Below are 21,316 nucleotides of genomic sequence, written 5' to 3' on the forward strand. Positions count from 1 at the left end.
ATCCTCCTCAACAACTTCTTCTAAAATCAGGCTCAATACAAGCTCTCCTTAACTGCTTTGCTGCAAACCTTACTTGTACTTACTTAATCCATTTGTTGTAGTCTTTATTTAATTAATTCTATCTCAAATTATTTTTTTCAATTTCTATATCCCAGTTAATAATTGAAAAGTTAAAAAAATTAAATTTATCTTGATTGCTTTCATAATACATTCTAGCATTACTACAAACTATCAAACAAAAGCGTCTTACATTTATACGATAAGTCCTTACTTTACCATCAATTATTCCTGATGCATCAGAATAAAAATCAAATGGTTTTTTAGATTCAATGACAAGTTCAAAATTATCAATTTTATTATTATAATTTTTTATTCTAAGAGGATCTATGTTAGGCGTTCCCTGATGCAATAAAAAGTTTCTTAAACTGTATACAACTTCTCCACTTAAATAAGGCATTGGGGTATTCTTACAATAATCACATGGACACCGTTCGTATTTACCAATATACTCATCATACCAATCTTTATATCGTTTTGCAGTACTTTTTTCTTGTGGATATTCAGCCTTCCCACAAATATCTGGAAAGGTAAGAACTAATGACAGAGCGGCATAATAACACTCTGCATCTAATGCTTTGTTGACATCATTAATTAGTTGTTGCATCATAGTAGACACCTCGTTTAATAATATAAGTAATATATACACAATATAATGGGCAGTTCAAAATTTACCATCGCTAATATTCCCAGTAATTAGGCAATCTAAATTCATTTATTAATGTGGGATTCTCTTCATTACCTGTCCCAATTATAATTTTATCTATATTCCACATTTTGAGTGTTTTTTTAATAAATTTAACGACTTGTGCTCTCTTTGATGGTCTTCTGGAAAAATGTAATAATTCATCTTTTTTATTAACAAGAATATGTAACTTACCATTGCACTTATGTATAGACATAGAATACATTGGTTCTTGAGATTTATAAAAAATACTAATCGCAAGTGATGCTTGATTCGGATTAATGTATATTGTCGAAATAGCAGTTTCCTTCCAGTCTGCCGAAGTTACCATTGTTGCTATATTATTATCGATTGTTCTTGATATACTATTTTTACATTCATCGCAATATTCGATTGGCAAGGGGCGGTCAACAAGTACAATCTTAATATTTTTTCCAAGCCTTATTACTTCTGAAATAGCATTATCAACCCACTCTTCAATGGGTGAATCAAGTAATTGATATACCCTCTCAAACTCAACTTTTCCATCAACCCATTGAAATAATATTTTCATGCCAACTATATTATCAATAGATCCAAAAACATTGATTGTTGCGATAATTTGTGGATGTTGTCAATTATGATATATTTGCATATTATAATTATTGAGTAACTCACATAAAAATAAGGAGTAAATATATATGCCAGGAATGCCTATATTTCAAGATTCACCCACTCAACTAAAAGGCCAAATTTATGTTGAAGATAGTTCTAATAATGTGGTGCCTTTGCAGTTAGATGCAAGCTCAAGTCTTCCTATAAGTGGTGAGGTATCATTTGCAGCCGGTTCAGATATTAGCACCGTCTCGACTGTCACCACAGTTGGTACCATAACAAATGACGTACCCGTAATAAACGGTACATCTGCTTTCACCGTAGGGTTAGCAAGCGGTACCGATCTTGATACCGTCTCAACTGTCACCACGGTTGGTACCATAACAAATGATGTATCTGTTGTAAATGGCACATCTGCTTTTACCGTAGGGTTAGAAAGCGGTACCGATCTTGACACTGTCTCGACTGTCACCACGGTTGGTACCATAACAAATGATGTACCCGTTGTAAATGGTACATCTGCTCTCACCGTAGGGTTAGCTGCAGGAAGTAATTTGATTGGTAAAGTTGAAAGTCAGTTGGTATTTACTAGTGTAGATTCCTTTGGTGCAGAAACCATATTGACGCCCCAAAGCGTTGGTATCGGAGCAACGGTAAGTTCAAGCGTACAGGATATTTCGACAGAATCATCCTTTAACTGGTTCATTAAAAATACTGGAACTATAGCTGATCAAAATATTACTTTAATCGTAGAATTGAGTCCAGATCAAACAAACTGGGTTGCAGATACAGGAACTGTTATTAGTCTAGACTTTGGTGTTTCAAAGATGATTACAGTTACAAACTTCTTGCAATATGTACGATTTACAATTACTGGAGGAACTGCTCTAACAGATGTTATTTCTTGTTACCAAGCACAACATTAATAATACTTGACGGTACACTTTGATAAAAAAGAGAACGTCGATTTTGAAAGAATATCAGAATCGACGTTTTCCATGTTATATTGTTTTTAATATAATTCCCAAATAAAATTTAGAACATTTAATCTAAGCTAATCCTATCAATAAACCAATTGTGTGTACTATGAATGCTACAATCCAAGCTACAGTACATTGCATACATACAACTCCTACTGCCCATTTACCACCAAGTTCTCTTTTTACAGTTGCAATTGCAGCTACGCATGGAGTATATAAAAGTGTAAAGATAAGAAATACAAAGGCTGTAAACGGTGTGAAAATTGTAGACAAAGAAGCTGTTGTGCCACCTAGTAACACGGTCAATGTGCTCACTACACTTTCTTTTGCAGTAAATCCTGTTATTAATGCAGTTGATATTCGCCAATCTCCTAAGCCTAATGGTGTAAAAATAGGTGCTATTAAGCTTCCGATTAATGCTAATAAGCTCTCAGAAGAATCACTTACTTGATTCATATTTACTGCAAACGTCTGTAAAAACCAGATAATTAGCGATGCTACAAATATAATGGTAAATGCCTTGGTCGCAAAGTCTTTCGTCTTATCCCATATCAACTGGCCTACACTTTTCGGACTTGGAATCCGGTAATTAGGAAGCTCTAATACGAAAGGTATTGGCTTTCCTTTAAAACCTGTTACTTTTAATATGAGTGCAAATAATATTCCAATCACCATACCAGTTACGTATAATAATATCATAATGAAAGTTTGATGATTTGGAAAAAACGCTGCTGTAAACAAAGCATAAATGGGTAGTTTCGCTGAGCAGCTCATAAATGGAGTTAATAAAATGGTCATCTTACGATCGCGCTCAGAGGATAGTGTTCGGGTTGCCATAATTGCCGGAACAGAGCAGCCAAAGCCAATCAACATCGGCACAAAACTCCGACCAGACAAGCCTATCTTTCGTAACAATTTATCCATAAAAAATGAAACTCTGGCCATATATCCGCTATCCTCTAAAATTGACAAAAAGAAAAATAGAACTACTATAATTGGTAAGAAGCTTAAAACACTTCCAACACCGGCAAATATTCCATCTATTACCAGGGAGTGAATGGTTGCATTTACATTGGCCGCAGTCAATCCCTTATCGCATATATCAGTGAGTGCATTAATTCCTAAAATTAGAAAATCAGAAAGTGCTGCACCTATTACATTGAATGTCAGCCAAAATATTAATCCCATAATTCCTATAAATGATGGAATCGCAGTCCATTTTCCTGTTAATATTTTATCCGCGCTCACACTTCTTGCATGTGCTTTACTTTCTTTGGGACTTACCACCGTATCCGCACATACCTTTTCTATAAATTTAAATCTCATATCGGCCAAAGCTGCTTCCCTATCAATTCCACTTTCTTTTTCTAATTGAATCAGGATGTGTTCAAGCATATCATTTTCATTTTCATCAAGTTTTAATGCATCTAAAATAAGTTTGTCTCCTTCCACTAACTTTGTGGCGGCAAACCGATTCGGAATATTAGCTTTTACTGCATGGTCTTCTATTAGTGGCATAATTCCATGTATACATCGATGCACTGCACTTTCCTTTTCATCACCGTTCATATCACAAAAATCGATTCTGCCAGGACGTTCCCTAAATTTTGCCACATGTAACGCATGTTCTATTAATTCTTCAATCCCCTCATTTTTTGCAGCTGAAATAGGCACTACCGGAATCCCTAATGCTGCTTCTAATTCATTAATCATAATGGTTCCACCATTTTCACGAACTTCATCCATCATGTTCAACGCAAGGACGATTGGTATGTCCAGCTCCATAAGTTGCAAAGTTAGATATAAATTTCTTTCAATATTTGTTGCATCTACAATATTAATAATTCCTTTTGGCCGGTCTTTAATCAAAAATTCTCTCGTTACAATCTCTTCGCTCGAATACGGAGACATAGAATAAATACCTGGCAAATCCGTTACCAGTGTTTCCGGATGTTTTCGGATACTTCCATCTTTTCGATCTACTGTAACTCCCGGAAAATTACCAACATGCTGATTTGCTCCTGTCAATTGATTAAAAAGTGTAGTCTTACCACAGTTTTGGTTACCGGCTAAAGCAAACGTTAATGCTTTACCATCTGGTATTACGGTACCTCTTTGTTTAGGATGATAGGCTGTCATTTCACCTTCTCTGGGATGCGGAATCATTTTTCTTTGAGCATCTTTTTTAGTTTCGTCTATTTGTTTTTTATCATATGGAACTCCAATTCCTATTTTTGCAGCGTCTTCTTTGCGTAGTGTTAGTTCATAACCTCTGATACGCAATTCAATGGGATCTCCCAAAGGTGCAATTTTCATTAATGTAACTTCAGTATCTGGAATCAATCCCATATCAAGGAAATGACGTCTGAGTGCCCCATTTCCACCTACACTTTCGATTATTGCACTTTTGCCAACTTCTAGTTTATCTAAGTTCACTTTCAATACCTCGCTTTCTATCTTTAGTTGTGAACAACTGTAAGTTTTTATAACTTTCTTTAATTTGGTGCTTTATATGATACGTATCTTTTTACTCTATTTTTCTTTAATTTCAAGTTCCATTAACTGGAAATATTTATTATAATGACGAAGATACTCATTCTTCAATCATTTCTTATTTAGTATAAGTTGTATAAAACTAACTTTCAACCGACAATAATAAACTTAAAGTTTATTAACATACTTTTTAGTAATAATCGTTTAGCAGTATTATTGTTTTTTATCACTTTTATGGTATAATTTATTGATGGAGGTAGAAATATGGAACAGAAAAGAACAGATATTCGTATCATAAAAAGTAAAGAAAGTATTGAGAAAGCATTTCTTGAACTTTTAAAAGAAAAGGACTTTGATTCTATCACAGTAAAAGAATTACTTGCAAATGCAAGAATTAATAAGGCAACCTTTTACAAATATTATCAGGACAAATATGATTTAGCTCATATACTATGTCAGGAATTTATGGATGAATATGTAATATTATTGAACCGTAGACAAAATTATAGTTCGAGTAATGAATTACCTATAGTAATTAATAATATATATCGTTTTATGTTTGAAAAAAGAGAACTGTTAACTTCTTTATTAAAAATACATACCGATGATATTCATCTTTATGACGATATGCAATGTGTATTAAAAAATATCTATATTATGATGAATCATAATTTGCTAAAAAAGCATGGAAAAGACCTTGAACTCTGTGCGCATATATTTTCTTCGACTATTTTATCTTTACTCGAATATATGTACAATAATAATGAACTCTTAGAATACGAGCACATAATATCTTGTCTTAACTTAATATTTAAAAGTAATCTAATAATCAATTAAGAAAATAGGGCTGCGCACAGGATAGAGTAACCTTTCCCAATGTTAAAGTTTATATCGCTATCATAAGTTCTATTATTGCTTTACAACTTTAGTTTAGCGAAAGCATCTGCAAAAGCATTATTTACAGGGGCTTGTGCTTCGGATTTCATTTTTTTCATGTAGTTTGCAACATCTTTTTTACCAACACCGGCACCCTCTTTTTTGCGTCTTTGTGTAAATGCGGATAATTTTTCTTTGTAACCACAGGCACAGGTAAATATCTGAGCATCTCCTTTTCCTTTCAATCCCATCTTCTTGTGGCATACAGGACATCTTGCATTGCTTGTTCGTTCTATTGTCTCTCTATAACCACATTCACGGTCTTGGCACACTAGCATTTTACTGTTTTTTCCACTGACAAGCAACATTTTTTTACCACAATTTGGACACTTCGTATTAGTCATATTATCATGTCGAAATGTTCCATCGCTTGTTTTAATTTCTGCAACGATTTCTTTCGTATAATTTGTCATCTCATTCATCAATTCTTGCTTTTTTAGATTTCCAGTAGATATTTTAGATAATTTCATTTCCAATTGCGCCGTTAGTTCTGGTGTTTTTAAATCTTTAGGAACTAACTCTAATAGCTGTTTTCCCTTTGATGTAATAAAAATATCTTTACCACGTTTCTCCATTAAGAAAGAATGAAAGAGTTTTTCTATAATATCTGCACGTGTTGCAACAGTTCCAAGTCCTCCTGTTTCACCTAACGTTTGAATGAGTGCTTTCTTTTTTTGTTCTAAAAAGTGAACCGGATTTTCCATTGCAGATAATAAACTTGCCTCATTAAATGGTGCTGGTGGCTTTGTTTTTCCCTCGGTAATTGAAAATACAATATCTTCTAAAACATCATTTTTATTTATATTGGGTAATACCGTAGATTTATCGTCTATTGTTTCATCTTCAGAAGATTTTTCATAAACCTCTTTATACCCTAATGACTTTTCGATTTTACCTTTCGCAATAAAGTCTTCTTTCTCTATGTCAATCTTTATGGTGACTTCTTCATATACATAAGGTGGATATAATACAGCCAGAAATCTTCTAACTACAAGGTCATAAATTTTTCTCTCATCATAACTCATATTTTCCAAATTAACATATTGTTCAGTTGGAATTATTGCATGATGATCGCTTACTTTCTGATCATCAACAAAGGATGAATTGGTAACAATCGGTTTTTTTACTAAAATTCCTGCCAATTTCCTATACGGTCCAACACTAATGGATTCTAAACGCTCTTTTAACGTACCTACAATATCATTAGGAAGATATCTGGAATCTGTTCTTGGATAGGTTAATACTTTATGATTTTCATACAGATGCTGCATAATATTTAACGTTTCTTTTGCTGAAAAGTCGAATTTCTTATTTGCATCTCTTTGAAGCTCTGTCAAATCATACAGTCCAGGGGAATATACTTTTTTCACCGTTGATGTACGTTCGCAAACAACTCCGGTTTTTCCTTTTACCCTACTATATAACTCCTCTATTTTACTTCTTTCAAAGGTAGTATGACCGTTTGATTTTTTATCTGTCCAGGTAATAGTCATTCCATTTATCTTCCCGACTAATCCGTAATAAGGGACAGGAGTAAATGACTTTATTTCTTCTTCTCTAGCAGCAATCATTGCTAAAGTTGGCGTTTGAACACGTCCACAAGAAAGACTGGCATTGTATTTGCAAGTCAGTGCCCTTGTAGCATTCATTCCTACTATCCAATCTGCCTCGGCTCTTGCTACTGCCGCCTGATAGAGATTTTCGTATTCTTTTCCATTTTTTAAATGTAAAAATCCTTCTTTAATGGCCTTATCTGTAACGGAAGATATCCAAAGTCTCCTGACGGGCTTTTGATTGATTGCCTTTTCTAATATCCATCTGGCAACCAACTCGCCCTCTCGACCTGCATCCGTTGCTATGATAATGTCAGATATATCTTTTCGATGAATCTGCGTCTTTACCGTTTTATATTGATTACTGGTTTGTTTCATTACGACCAATTCAAACTTCTTTGGTAACATCGGAAGATATTCCATTTTCCACTCTTTATATTTTTCATCGTAAGCCTCTGGATCAGCTAATGTAACAAGATGTCCTAATCCCCATGTCACTACGTATTTTTCTCCTTCAATAGCACCATTTATATTTTTTGAACATTTTAATACTTTTGCAATATCTCTTCCAACGGAAGGTTTTTCCGCTATAACTAATGATTTCATATAAACCTCTTTTCTATATATTTTGCTTACATCATTATATAACAACACTTCCAGTATTACAAATTTTTATAATTCCTTTTTATCCAGATATATTAAATTTTCTCTATCTTCTTTATGATTCCCTGTCGAATTTGATATACTTCATCACACAAAAACTCAATATCTTCCTTGTTATGACTGGTAATAATAATCAACTTTCCTTTTTCCTTTAGTTGAAGTAATATATTACGAATTTCTTCTACTGCTTGTTCATCCAGAGAGTTCATTGGTTCATCCAATATTAATATTTCAGGATCTTCCATGATTGCTTGTGCAATGCCTAACCTTTGGCGCATTCCTAGCGAATATTTTCCAACACTTTTTTTATTCTTTGGATCAAGACCTACTAATTCCATTGCCTCTGAAATTTCTTTTTTACCTGCTCTTCTATTTATGGAAGCTAAATATTGAAGATTCTTAAAACCTGATAATTCTAACAAAAACCCTGGCGTATTTAAAATAAATCCCATATTTTCAAGGAATTTAACATCTTTTCCTATTTTCTTATCATTGAACCAAATTTCACCTTCAGAAGGTTTCATAAATCCGGCAATACATTTTAATAATACTGTCTTTCCCGAACCATTTCTACCTATTAAGCCATATATTTTTGAGTCTTGAAACTCTAGATTGATATCATTTAATATGATTTGTTCTCTAATTCTTTTCCCTACATGCAACACTTTAATTTTATTCATAATCTCTAACCTTCTTCGTTAATAAAATTGTTCCAACTATAAAACCTATAATTGTAATACCAAAAAATCGCCATGCGTATTGCAATGTAATTCCATAATACACGTATCCTTTTGTAAAAGCAGATAAATGAGACAAGGTAACTGGCGAAAAACGATATGCCCAAGGCGTCCAAGAATTGTAAATCATAGCATCTAAAAACACAAAAATGCCAGCTAAAAACACACCAACAGCTTTCTTTGTTAGAATATTAACGAAATAGATGCACATCCCAACCCAAATAAAGCAAATCCACTCTAATAGAAACGATACAACCATAGCATACAAAGGTTCATATTTTCCTATGATATAATCACTTACCGCAAATTGGACTCCATACTGACTTGCTGCATTCGTTCTCGCTAACGTCCCCCATATTTTGCCCCACTCACATACAAAATCAATTCTTCCTTTTAAACCAATCATACTAATAATTACAAGAAATACGGTATATAGAAACGTCATGATAAAAATGTATAAAATATTTCCGGTTTCCCACTCTTTATCTCCAGAGCGGTATACAATATATGGATAAAAATCACCTCGAAACGGAGCACTACTGAGTAAGAAAAGAATTCCAAGCATAAATACTGTCTGAAATATAAAATCATTTATCATATGAACAAAACCAAGTGGTGTAGCCTTTATCCCAACCGCAGCACAAAAAACTGCTACCGGTTCCATATTAGAATAAATAAAGATTCCTATGATAAGAAATAATACGATTGTCCGCTTTGATAATAATTCACGTCTTAGCTGAAATAGTGTAACTTGTAAAGTTCTCCTTATATATCCCATTTACTTTCCTCCGCTTTCCCAATTAACTTTCCGAATAAAAAACCATGAACAAATTCCAACGATAACCAAAACAGACAAAGTGCTTAGCATTAATGTTACCCTGTCTGATACATATACGATTCTAGCTGATAACCAAAAATCCATACGTAACTTATCTGGTACTCGTAAATAAGTATAAATCCGGCTTAAAAAATAAGATAATAATAACGGACTAGCAATAGTAACATACACATTCTTAAAATATGCTGAACATAATAAAGCAATCGTATTCCATAATACTGCATTTATAAATATTAAATAAAATATAATAATGAAATAACCCACTCCATTTCCAGTACTTAATGCCTTAAAATAAGGAAAACCTGATGCCTCCATATCAAATTCACTTAAATATAAAGGCTGAAATCGGTTAGCCACCACGATAAAAAGTAAAAAACCCATTACTGATATCACACCACCGCTTATGGAGGAGGCGATTAATTTGGAAACTGCATATTTTCTACGGCTGCCAAGTCTCCCAATAATAAATGCATCCATTCCAGTACTGCTTTCTTTGTAATAGCTAATGGTATAGACCGCAACAGACAACATTGGTACTAAATAAGGAACATAATGTCCTCCAAACGTCAACGAATTAAATATATAATAATAGATGGCCATGCTATTTCTTGCGCCCGTCCATAAAAACGGTAGCTGATTCCATGTATCCAGACAAACGCAAAAAGCAATCGATATAATTAAAAATCCCGCTCGATAAGATAGGGATTGTCTAAAAGATCCACTTAAATAATATAACATTTTATTTCTTTTATTCATATTCAAAGTCTTCTCCTGTTACTGCGTGAAATCGTTCTCCTTCGTAAGAAATGTCTTCTACCCCTTCATATTCTTCTATTTCTTTTATTTGAAAGCACCAATAAGGCTCCAAGGTTCCCTCATCAGCTTCCTGCGTAGAAGAATCCTGAACAAAAAGATATTCAAGCCATATCTTATCAACTACACAATCACCAGTAATAATCTCAAGATTGTATTTTTTCTTTAAGAGCGAAGCCGCATCTTGTACAGACATAATTTTTGCTTCAGATGTTTCTTTTAAGTCAAAAATTCCTGTTATATAAAGTAGTTGAATTCCATTTTCATCTACAATTACCTCTAAATTTGTTTTCTCTGTTATCGCATTTTCATCCCTCTTGCTTATTGAAGGTTCGTTTGAATTGGTCAGAGGAATACCATTCTTTTTAATAATAAAGGAAAGATAATAGCATTCATTTGCCTCCCAATCTTTACCTAATTCGTTAAAAAGACCACACTCTACTTCCCCTTGATATGCACCTTCATTTTCTAAATATTCTTTTTGCTGTTCCTGCATTTTTAATATTGTGTCTGTATCAACGCTAACGCCTGCTTTCAGTGAAAGTTCTTCTCCTTCTTCTAATCCACATATTTCATTCAAATTTTTCTCTACGTTTTGAACAATCGACTCTTGTTCGACTGCATTCAATTCTTGTTCATGTGGAGTGCCATAGTCTAATTCTGAATAATAGGCCTGCTTAATATATTTCTCTAAATCCCATATGTTCTCACTTATTGTATATGTTAATCCCCCATCCCCCATCATCAATAGAGCTCCATTAGTTGATTCTATAATTGTAGACTGGCCATTTTTGCTGATATTTAATTCCCCATTGTCTGAAAAAAATAATTGTTTTACTTTATCTAAATCAAATTCTTTGGGTAATGTTTGATATATCATACTTTGTCCAACAGTTTCATTCTCAATATCAGCATCAATTACCATATGATCTGTTACATTCATCGATAAATGATTTGGCTTTTGACTTTCTGATGTATTAGTCCTCTCGCTTTCATTTATGTTAGCATTGTCATTTGCCATTGTTCCATTTTGAACTGAATTACTAGAACTATCTTGTTCCTGCGTCCCACAAGCTGTAAAACTAATTACACTTACTATTAAATATCCAGCTAGCATCCACTGCTTATATCTTTTCAATTTATTTCCTCCAAGTATTATCCAAGTTTTATCAATATAATACCGTGACTTTATTGAAGTTAGTTCTGTCACGATAGGTGCATATTCATTCCTGCGTCCAGTTTTTTTAGCTTTAAAAAACCCCTTTTCCATAAGGTGTGCATATGTCAAGACCATATCCTCAAAATGGTAGTTGAACTCAATTACAGATTCCATCTGATATGGTTTCTCTACTGAATGTAGGTAATTATTGCATTGAAGCATCAAAAATGTATCTATGTCCATTTGATTTGCAGTATTAACAATGGAATTGATCGTTGTATAAGTGGACCTATTTGAAGAGCTCCTTTTACTTTAATATAAGCTTGCATTTGTTCTACTGTTAAATTAAAACTTTCTTCATCATCTGTTAAAATAAACTTATTTATTAGAACATTTGATAATTTTAGAGTTTTGTTATTACTAAATAGTAATTTATTCATTCTTTTCTCCATTAAAATAATTAATATTATTAAAGTTATAAATTAGACTAATAAATAATCCACAAACATTATTTATTATTTTTCATGTTTTAATTTCTATATCATACATGGATTTATAAAATTACTATCTCTTCTTTAATGATAGTATTTTAATAAAAGTACAGCTTAACTCATTTCTTTTTCTATTTCCTGTTCAAATTTACGATAGCAACTGAAATATTCCGCTGATATTACACATAAAGAATCTCGCATCAATATTCTATATTTTGGTTTTCCAGAATTTTTTCGCCCAATCTTATGACATTTTGCTAAGTCTAAGTACCAATCAAATATTTTTAATGGGAGAATTCTCCTTATCTTGACTGGCACTATTTCATATGAATTTTTTACTGATTCTATAATACTAATAAAAGATTTTACTGTATTTTCTCTATTTGTTAGAATTTCCCAATATAAATTAGTCACAAATCCATACCACTGATATGAGGATACCTGTATTGAATCTATTTGATTAATTTGATGTTGCAGATGTGTGATAAATTCCTGTGTAAAAACAATTTTTTTACTGTATTCTAATATATACATATGCATTAAATTATAAGAACACCAATCTATTGAAAATAGATTGTCGCGGCTAAGCAAATTTTCTTGGTATACTTTATATAAAACATTATACTCAGTATCATGATACGAAATCTGTGAGGCACAGTAATCTATAAATTTATCACTCGGTTTATCAAATGACTTTTGTATCCATGCTTCACCTACATAATAGTCAATTGAACTCCAGTCTGAAAGTGCTCTTTGAATTACAATCAATCCAATACCATACATACAAATAGAAATAGAATGCAATGTTATAGCTTCAACTAATGTTATAACGATAATCCCCAAATATCTTCCAACTATCTGGATTTGAATACTTTTTTTAATTAAGACAATCCTATCGTTTTTTATATCATGATTATCATTCGAAGTAAATATGTCTTCGATAATTTCTTTTGGTAAAATGACTCGAAAAAAATCTTTTTTAATACCTATATATTTTATTTTTATGTGTTTCTCACTAATACTTGTTATTATAAATGGACATAAATAGAGCGGAAAATATGATATATGTTTTTTCACACTATAAATATATCGAAATATATTCCCAATGTTAATAATCAATATTATATTTAATAAAGAAATCCCCATCATGGATAGAACAAAACCTAAAAAGCCTAAGTTAATAAAAAAATCAGATTGACCTAAACCTAAGCCTAATAGCATCATTTCCATTATAATATAAATATAATATATCACCTTATCACCTCTTTCAATAATACGCCCAAGTAGAATAACTTGGGCGTATTATTATACTAATAGAATACTCTGTGAGTAGCTAAATAATAGCAAGCTCCTGCTGCACCAACTGCACCTATGAAACCGAAAAACTTTCTACTCTAAATGATTCTAACTATTGCTTTAATTATAATTATTTTTTGTTCTTAATATTAAGTATTAAATCTGTGATACAAAATACGATAGTGCCAACCCACACAAATATCATTAAATATGAAGGTACATATAAATCACTTAATACCATAGTAACAATAATTAATAAAGCTACAATATAAAATATCCTAGAAATTGTTCTTATTAGTTTTAATTTGTTCATCTATAGACTCCTATCAGAATTTATCGATTTTTCAATATGAATTAAATTTTCAATGATAAAGCCTTCTATAATTAAATCCTTGGCTGGATCACCAAGAACCACATGCTTGTCTGTAATCTTAAAGATTACTACAAAGTGACTTAAACCTTCCTTCGTAATAATATTTGCAATGGCAGTAAGTGTATACTTACTTAAGAAACCTTCCTTATCCACTCATACCGCCTGAGAAGTAAATCCAAGCTCATCCGCACATTTACTAAGACCAATCAGGTTCGTTCCTTTTAAGTCCGTTCCCATCATATCCCTAAGTCTTGTAATCGTTGTTTCTTTTCGATAATGCAAGCATATCATTGCCAGACACGCCGCTGCACAATCGGTTGCATCCTGCTGTTTTACATAGGTATATCTCATATTTACTCCTTGGTCTTTAGATCATTCTAATATTTTTTATACTATTTTAAATGGCAATTTCCGTAAGTGGGACTCATTAGTTACCTCTATTATCTGCCTTGCTCCTAGTTTTTTCAGTGGTTTGCTAAAAAATCCTATTAACAATTTAACAAAATACAATTTTTTTTTCAATAACAAATCACAAGCGGACTGTTTGGAAGCACGAATGGACGATTTGTATAGTCAATTACTAAATTGGCTAAATTGAGCTCAATTGAGGGCAATACAGTTATTGTTATCTACCACCAGGCTGTTGAAATCAAACCAGAAGTGATTTGTTTTTTAATAAAGGAAGTGCATCTTTAGAAAGCTTTGGAGGCGTAAATCTGCCACTCAACAATGCCTGCGGCCCATACTGCCATATTTTCATTATGTATGTTTTTAATAGCATGTACAGTCAATTTAACATAACGATAATCTCCTTTCAATTTATGACTTCGAAACCCAACCACCTTATTCGCGTTTTCATCTAAAATTGTACTCCAACTAATTCCATCTACACTTCCCTCTACAATGTATTGATAATAGGTTTCTGAACCATTACACAGTCTGGTGGAAAGATCCATACGAGTTAGAGGAGATACCTCTTCCAAATCAATCTCAATTGTAAATGGTACCCTTGCCTGAGACAACTCATAATAATTGCTATTTCCCCATGTCGTATCCGTATCAATAATACCATCAACTGCTTGTGATGCAGGATGTTTTTGTGTTCCAGCAATACTTACGGTCACCTGTTTATTTTCTGATATCAAAGATTCCTTCGGTTTAATAAACGTTCCAGTGGAAGTTTGAAAAGACCACTGGTTTAAATAGTCCATAGAAATCTGAACCTTCTTGTCACTGTTTTCATCAATTATGATGTCCATCGGAAGCCAAACATAGGTTGATTCACCCAAATTCTCTTTATCCCAACGATCTCCCATATAAATGCATTGTTTATTGCCTGTCTTATCCTCCACTACTGCAATGTTCGTAGGTTGACTGTAATAAGTCGAGTTGTTTCCTATCGTAATCAAAGCATTGGCTAAAGTCCATTCATCAGGGTTTGAAATATCCTTCGTGTAGCCATACATCGACTGATTCGGATACCACCCTGACTGCCCGGAAGTAAGCAATATATAATAATCATTCACTTTTACCATAGATGGAGCTTCGCGCCCTGCACCTTTCCAAAATTTATAGCTCTCTTTTGGAACTACATCCATGCAGTCCTCCGTTAGTTTGTAAACACACATGTCATGACCGCATGCAGAAATAAGATATGCCTGATTTTTAATTGTTCCATTTCCATTGTCAACTGCATCATTATAAATTGTAAAATCCAGTGAGCGATTTGTAGAATATAAAAATTCCCCATTTTCACCTTTTTGAGTTGTTTGAGGATTAAAGAGCTTTACAAATTCATAATTGCCGTTTATTATATCACACTTGGCAACCAGTAATTTAGATTCCGTATAATCATTTCCATTTTCCCAATGAGCCCATAATATAAAATCACTTCCATTATATATGAGTTTTGGACGTTCTATCGTGCAAAAACCAATTGTAGTATCCCCCTTAGGTGTTTCAGGAGTCAAAATCATATGTTCAAACTTCCAATTCATCAGATCATTAGATGAATACAGCGCAATACCGCTAAAATTAGCACTTTGCTTATACTCTCCAACCCAGTAATATCTTCCATTGTAACTTAAAATATTTCCGCCGTGTCCCTGAATATCATTTCCATCACTGTCATACCATAATTCACCGTTAACTAAAGTAGTTTCATCATTCTTTGACTCCGCCTGAAGGTGCTGAGCCTGTCCTATAAAAATTAACACAAAAAAAACACTCAAACAAAACAGATACTTTACAATATTTTGTAACATAAGCTCTCCCATCTCCTTTTTCATTCTATTCATTGCATTTCAACAGCTTAATAAAATATCCCTCCCCACTATTTATTACTAATCATTATATTCCCTGTTTGTACCAATTATAAGTAGAACAAAAACTAAGTGCAGGAGCCGATTGTTTTATCTATAGAAACATTCTGAAAATATTACAATAAACTGCAAAAAAAAGAAAAACATTATTTTATATCACACAATTTTACTTGTTTGAATAATATATTAGGAGTGAAGTGTATTTCATTCCTAATATATTATCAAAAAGGAGGATGTAATGATGAACAGTATGAATAAAAACGTTACAAATAACGTAAAAGTAGTTAGCACAGACGCAATCAATACTAGCGGTGGTAATGAATGTAATGCTTCAGTAATCAATGCAGACACCCTTACAAATGCCGATAATTATCCTTGCTGTGGAGGAGATTTTAAAATTCCTAAGGTTCTTACGGAATTTATTGTTCAAATAGATACAGAATCAGTAATCAAACTGAACGAACCAGCATATGAAATTAAAAGAATAGAAAAACAGGTGTTCTTAACTCAATGCAGATATATCCCTCCCACTGATAAAGTCTTTCTTGAAGGATATATCAGAAAAAATATAGAATATGCTACCCGAACCTGTTCAAGAGGTTCTGCAATTGGTGGCTCTATCAAAGATACTACTGTTCATATTCCTTTTAAAGTTTATACAAAAGTAAATTTTAAGGGTTCCTTCCCTCAGATTTCACCAAATCTTCCGTCTCAGGTTACCCGTTATTTTGATCAAAAAAATATGGGCAAAAATTTTAGAGAAGCTGACAGATCAAATATTGAAATTTTCAACGAACCTGTATATTGTGAGTTGGAATGGTCAGCAATTTTTGATGCAGATATTGATAAAAAAGGTAATCCAATTAATGGATTAATTAATGAGGAAGAATTCAATGAATTTACCGATAAATCAGTTTTATATCTTTGTATGAAATTACTTCAGAAACAACAGATTTGTTGTAAAGATTCTATGAATCAGTCTATGGAAGATTTTGATTTAGTTAACAGTTTGAGCTCTCAATGGAATTTACCTATTACTGAAGTAATACAAAAAAATGATAATTGATAAATTTTTATAACTAGCTTTATCTATCAGGTATAATTACAATACGAGAACTAACAAACACTTATTAATCATCAAATATCAAGGAAACAGAGGCAAAACATTATGAGATTACCCCTGTTTTCTTGCATTTCTGACTTCAATCGTTATTCTATCTATTTCTCTTTTATTTATATCTCATTAACCTCATTAACAAAAATCTATTATCAATTTAGATATTCCTTTTAAGGTTAAATATTAATTAATTCACTACAGATATATAATATAAATTAACGGCATCCGCTTTACTAATTGTATGTTTGCCAGTTGATAATTCCATTTCCAATACACCATTGTTGATGCTTAACTTGGTTCCATCAATCTTAACATTTTTATTACAATCAGCATTAAATACCAATGTTAAAGTAGAGACTGAACTCGTTGTAAATGAAATACTGGTACTGCTCTCTAATTTTAATGCGGTTGTCAAAGTCAAATCTTGATAGGTAACAGTTCCTTTATTGGTTGCCAGATTACCGCTAATTGTAAAAAAATCACTGTTTAAACCACTCTCTGTGAAATTTTGTACGTTAGATCCTGTTAAAACTTCCTCTGTTGTTTCATTGCTATTATCTGTGTCTGTATCTGTATCACTAGCATCAGATACAGAACTGGAACTGTTGATCGTTAGCTCTGTTGATGCAATATTGGAAGATAATCTCGCACCTATTGCACCACCATCTGTGGAAAATGTTGCATAATTGCTTGAAGAAGAAATCATTGCTACACCTTTTGTATTAATCGTACCATCCGTATTTCTCCACAATGTATCAAAATCAGTACCAACCGTCGGTATTGTTGCATTGGTAAAGTCTACTGCTGTAATACCTGTAGAAATCGCTGTTCCTCTTGAAGCGGAGGAGCCTGTGTTCATTACCTGTAAGTCAGTAACCTTGTACCATTTACTACTGTTATAAAAAACTAAATGATCTCCTGATAAATTAACAAATTTATCAGATGTATTATTTGTTGTATAAGAAATACAATTTGCAGCATATGCATCTTTGCAACGATATAAGCTGAAATTATTCTTAGTACCGCTAGTATTGTTATTAAATGCAGTACAGTTTACTACTGAAATTGCACTTGGATTATTGTTATCCGTAAAACCATTATGTAAGTTTTCAATTGCCAGACAGTTTGTAATCACATGAGGAGTACCCACTCCTGAACCACCCAGTTTAAAACCGTTTCCATCACAGGAGGATTCGGTTGTTCCATCCTCTGTAATACCATTTCTCATCGCAATACAGTTTCGAATTGTTACTACACCGATTGGACCGGTAGCAGTTTTGGCAAACAAATCCCAACCATCATCACTATTATTATGAGAAATACATCCATCAAATACATTTCCGTCACCGCAAGTTAACTTAGAAGCAAAACCATCCGCATTCTCATAGGTTGCAGGATCACAATTATTTTTAGAGGTACAGTTTATAATATAATTATAGCTTGGCCAATCTGCAAAATTAGTTACTGCTGAGCTGTATCTGCTGATTTGTAAACCGGTATCTCTGTTTGAGTCAAAACTACATCGTTCAATTACATTATGGCTTCCAGATACCATCATTCCGTTATCTGCTGCACCATAGATTGTAATACCCTCTATATACCAATAATTACCATTAAGCTGGATACCTCTGTTATTTACAGATGTATCACTCATATTGTAGCTTTCACCTGAAAAGTCTAAAATAACCTTAGCACCTTTACAAGCCTTTAGTATTTTATAAGCGTTGCTTGTTCCATTGTTATCGGTACCAATCGTAAGTTGACTGTTCAGACTGTAGGTTCCTGCCTTTAAAAGAATGACAGCATTGTCTTTTTCTGCCGCTTTTTGAATTGCACTTGCCAAATCAAGCGGACTGTTTTTTGTTCCTGTTGCACTGCTGCTTCCATTTGCTGCTGCATAAATAGCATCACCAAATACCGAATCTTCTGTATTATAAAGATTCGTATACATTCCTTTTGAAGTCAAACCTGTGTTTGCACTTGCTGAATTTGCTTCTAATTGAAGCGGGTCTGTTGCCGCAGCTTCTACATTGTAAGTACTTACATTTAAAGCCATAGAAAAGATCATACTAACACTCAAAGCAGCAGGTAAAAATTTTTTGTACATTTTCTTCATGTTTTTCCCCTTATTAACTAAATTTTCAAGTAATATTTACAGTTACTATACAATAGTAACATATTTTATTTGTTTTACAATACAATTATGATATTTTTTACAAATTTTTTATTATTTTAAAAAATAGTAAAAATATAAAAGCAAATGCTATGATTTTTTGGCATAATAGCATAAACTGCCAATTGACTCGCTATGAATCAATCAACAGTTTAAACTACCCTTTTTATTCAATGGTAAGATTTGCTACACCTATATTTTTTAATAAAATTCTTGGTCTACATGATGAAAAGCAGCAAGTTCTTTTTAATGGACATATTACAAGAACATATGCTCCATAAAAATCTGCTTTAAAGCGGAAACACCCAAGGTGACATATCGTTACACATGAAATCAATATTTTCTTTCCATTGCTCATCTGATAGAGCATAATATCCCATTCATGATTTCTGCAGCAATCGCAACCTAAGATACAGCCTTCAATCAAACCCATAGTAATCTTATTTTCTTCACAAATCGGGCATTCTGAAACATCCGGATCGGTTCTGACAAGAACCGGATACGGTATGGGAACCGGAACCGGTATAGCTACATACTCTGCTTTCTCTTCTGTTTCATCTTTTTGCTGCGGACATTCTGGACACGTTGGGCATGGCGGACAAGTCGGACATATTGGGCATGGCTCTGGTTTTGGGCACGTTGGACATGTCGGGCACGTTGGGCATGGCTCTGGTTTTGGACACGTTGGACATGACGGGCACGTCGGACATGGCTCTGGTTTTGGACACGTTGGACATGTCGGGCACGTCGGACATGGCTCTGGTTTTGGACACGTTGGACATGTCGGACATGGCTCTGGTTCTGGGCACATTGGGCATGGCTCTGGCTCTGGACATGTCGGACACGTCGGACATGGCTCTGAAATGCCACTGGAAATCTCTCCTTGATTGGAAGCTGGGGTTTCCGGCAATGGAACTGAAATAATTTCTGATTCATTTTCCTGCTTAGGCATACTCTGCATACAATCCACATTACCCAAAAATGGTGCCAAATGAAATTCAAAACCGCTGTTTGCATTTACTGCAAATCCACCCAATACGGCATTACCACTCACATGTCCTCCTGTAGGATGACCATGAAACATCGCTTGAGGAGCTAAAATACTGCCCCATATGTCGGAAGAATTCTCCATATGAATATTCGTTGCATCTTCAAATACATATAACGTATTCTCTGCTTGACTTTTCCCCCCGTATAATCCCGATTGTAAATGTGCATGAGGACCTGTTTTTAGTCTGACGATTGCCAGACTGCCTTGTGGCACTTCAAATCGAATCCCTTTATTTAAAATACCGTTTGGACTTGCATCAATTGTAAAAACATTTTGTTTTGGATTGGTTCCGCTTAATATCCATTCATAGGAATTGCTTGTTATCTTTCCATTGCTATCTAATTTTTGAATACAATCTTTAAATGTATCAATACTTTTTCTTGCTGCTTGGAAAAATGCAGGTAAATCTGCGGATATTCTGGAAGCAGGTATTACTCGTGGAACATCATAGCTAGGAATGATATAATAATCTCCTTTATCACTTGGAGTCCAATAGGGACTTCCTCCGTTAGCCTGATATAAAGATTTTAATTCCTCCATCTGCTTATCTGATCCATCTTTTCCAATATAATAGGTACTTCCTAACGCAGCTTTAAAGCCTCCGCCAGAAATGACATGCCCTACAACAACTAACGGTCCTTTCATGGAAACAATATTTCCTACTAAATACCTTGCCAGATCAGGTGAAAATTCAATTCCCTGTTGACCATTCGTGCTTTGAAAACCTATGCTTAATCCCCTTGGGCTGTAATAACTGCCCCCTACAGCAACAGCACCTTCTACATCTACAATATTGTTGGCATCTCCAAACACGAACAGATTAAATTGAGAAGCCAAACCAAATGGCTGTCCTTGTATGTCTTTCCAGTTTACATGTTGATAAGGAATTCCAACCATTGGATTATCTTTTGCACCATATATTGTTTCATCCATATAAACTACACAAACCTCCTAAGTTACCTTTATATCCAGTTTATTCCAAACGG

Annotated in this window: 16 protein-coding genes and 1 pseudogene; 3 read left to right on the forward strand and 14 right to left on the reverse strand. The window is 33.5% G+C overall.

What is annotated here, in order from left to right; genetic code table 11:
- Positions 1-118 precede the first annotated feature (118 nt).
- Together C8E03_RS01670 and C8E03_RS01675 are read right to left on the reverse strand one after the other, a co-directional pair.
- Positions 119-667 carry a hypothetical protein gene (locus C8E03_RS01670; RefSeq protein WP_110290108.1) on the reverse strand — a complete coding sequence of 183 codons (549 nt, stop codon included), beginning with the start codon at positions 665-667 and terminating at the stop codon, positions 119-121.
- A 70-nt stretch (positions 668-737) separates the two neighbouring features.
- Positions 738-1,295, reverse strand: a complete 558-nt coding sequence (locus C8E03_RS01675) for a hypothetical protein (RefSeq protein ID WP_110290109.1) — start codon at positions 1,293-1,295, stop codon at positions 738-740.
- Positions 1,296-1,422: 127 nt separating this feature from the next.
- Here C8E03_RS01675 and C8E03_RS01680 point away from each other — a divergent pair, with 127 nt between their 5' ends.
- Positions 1,423-2,262 (forward strand): DUF6385 domain-containing protein, encoded by an 840-nt coding sequence (locus C8E03_RS01680; protein WP_110290110.1) that lies wholly within the window; start codon positions 1,423-1,425, stop codon positions 2,260-2,262.
- Positions 2,263-2,385: 123 nt separating this feature from the next.
- Here the strand turns inward: C8E03_RS01680 and feoB are convergent, their stop codons facing one another.
- Positions 2,386-4,752, reverse strand: coding sequence for a ferrous iron transport protein B (feoB, locus tag C8E03_RS01685; protein ID WP_110290111.1), 2,367 nt, complete (start codon positions 4,750-4,752; stop codon positions 2,386-2,388).
- Between the two features lie 321 nt (positions 4,753-5,073).
- Between feoB and C8E03_RS01690 the strand changes: the two genes are divergently transcribed.
- Positions 5,074-5,646: a TetR/AcrR family transcriptional regulator gene (locus tag C8E03_RS01690; protein WP_094378190.1), complete on the forward strand. Its 573-nt coding sequence runs from the start codon at positions 5,074-5,076 to the stop codon at positions 5,644-5,646.
- Between the two features lie 80 nt (positions 5,647-5,726).
- Here C8E03_RS01690 and C8E03_RS01695 read toward each other — a convergent pair whose 3' ends face one another.
- The 9 genes and pseudogenes from C8E03_RS01695 to C8E03_RS01740 form a co-directional block, all read right to left on the reverse strand.
- Complete coding sequence (locus C8E03_RS01695) at positions 5,727-7,904, reverse strand: DNA topoisomerase III (protein ID WP_110290112.1); 2,178 nt, start codon at positions 7,902-7,904, stop codon at positions 5,727-5,729.
- Positions 7,905-7,996: 92 nt separating this feature from the next.
- Positions 7,997-8,641, reverse strand: a complete 645-nt coding sequence (locus tag C8E03_RS01700; RefSeq protein WP_094378188.1) for an ABC transporter ATP-binding protein — start codon at positions 8,639-8,641, stop codon at positions 7,997-7,999.
- Entirely contained in the window at positions 8,634-9,476 is an 843-nt protein-coding gene (locus C8E03_RS01705) for a hypothetical protein (protein WP_110290113.1), read from the reverse strand. The genes C8E03_RS01700 and C8E03_RS01705 overlap by 8 nt, the downstream gene beginning before the upstream one ends.
- On the reverse strand, positions 9,477-10,292 hold the full coding sequence (locus tag C8E03_RS01710; protein WP_094378186.1) for a hypothetical protein: 816 nt from the start codon (positions 10,290-10,292) through the stop codon (positions 9,477-9,479).
- A complete protein-coding gene (locus C8E03_RS01715; protein ID WP_146212294.1) occupies positions 10,285-11,487 on the reverse strand; it encodes a hypothetical protein in 1,203 nt (400 codons plus the stop codon). The genes C8E03_RS01710 and C8E03_RS01715 overlap by 8 nt, the downstream gene beginning before the upstream one ends.
- A 254-nt stretch (positions 11,488-11,741) precedes the next feature.
- Complete coding sequence (locus tag C8E03_RS01720; RefSeq protein ID WP_094378184.1) at positions 11,742-11,948, reverse strand: hypothetical protein; 207 nt, start codon at positions 11,946-11,948, stop codon at positions 11,742-11,744.
- Positions 11,949-12,113: 165 nt separating this feature from the next.
- Positions 12,114-13,253, reverse strand: coding sequence for a hypothetical protein (locus C8E03_RS01725; RefSeq protein ID WP_110290115.1), 1,140 nt, complete (start codon positions 13,251-13,253; stop codon positions 12,114-12,116).
- Positions 13,254-13,608: 355 nt separating this feature from the next.
- Positions 13,609-14,019 (reverse strand): annotated as a pseudogene (locus tag C8E03_RS01735) (cysteine peptidase family C39 domain-containing protein).
- 341 nt (positions 14,020-14,360) lie between these two features.
- The gene (locus C8E03_RS01740) at positions 14,361-15,932 is read right to left on the reverse strand and encodes a family 43 glycosylhydrolase (RefSeq protein WP_207657775.1); all 1,572 of its coding nucleotides are present in this window, start codon (positions 15,930-15,932) and stop codon (positions 14,361-14,363) included.
- Between the two features lie 295 nt (positions 15,933-16,227).
- Between C8E03_RS01740 and C8E03_RS01745 the strand changes: the two genes are divergently transcribed.
- Positions 16,228-17,055, forward strand: a complete 828-nt coding sequence (locus C8E03_RS01745; RefSeq protein WP_242993339.1) for a CsxC family protein — start codon at positions 16,228-16,230, stop codon at positions 17,053-17,055.
- Between the two features lie 238 nt (positions 17,056-17,293).
- Here the strand turns inward: C8E03_RS01745 and C8E03_RS01750 are convergent, their stop codons facing one another.
- Together C8E03_RS01750 and C8E03_RS01755 are read right to left on the reverse strand one after the other, a co-directional pair.
- Positions 17,294-19,222 (reverse strand): right-handed parallel beta-helix repeat-containing protein, encoded by a 1,929-nt coding sequence (locus tag C8E03_RS01750; RefSeq protein WP_110290117.1) that lies wholly within the window; start codon positions 19,220-19,222, stop codon positions 17,294-17,296.
- A 223-nt stretch (positions 19,223-19,445) separates the two neighbouring features.
- Positions 19,446-21,263, reverse strand: coding sequence for a choice-of-anchor A family protein (locus C8E03_RS01755; protein WP_110290118.1), 1,818 nt, complete (start codon positions 21,261-21,263; stop codon positions 19,446-19,448).
- Between the last annotated feature and the right edge of the window lie 53 nt (positions 21,264-21,316).

Origin of the sequence: Lachnotalea glycerini (assembly GCF_003201285.1) — a bacterium.
GTDB lineage: Bacteria > Bacillota > Clostridia > Lachnospirales > Lachnospiraceae > Lachnotalea > Lachnotalea glycerini.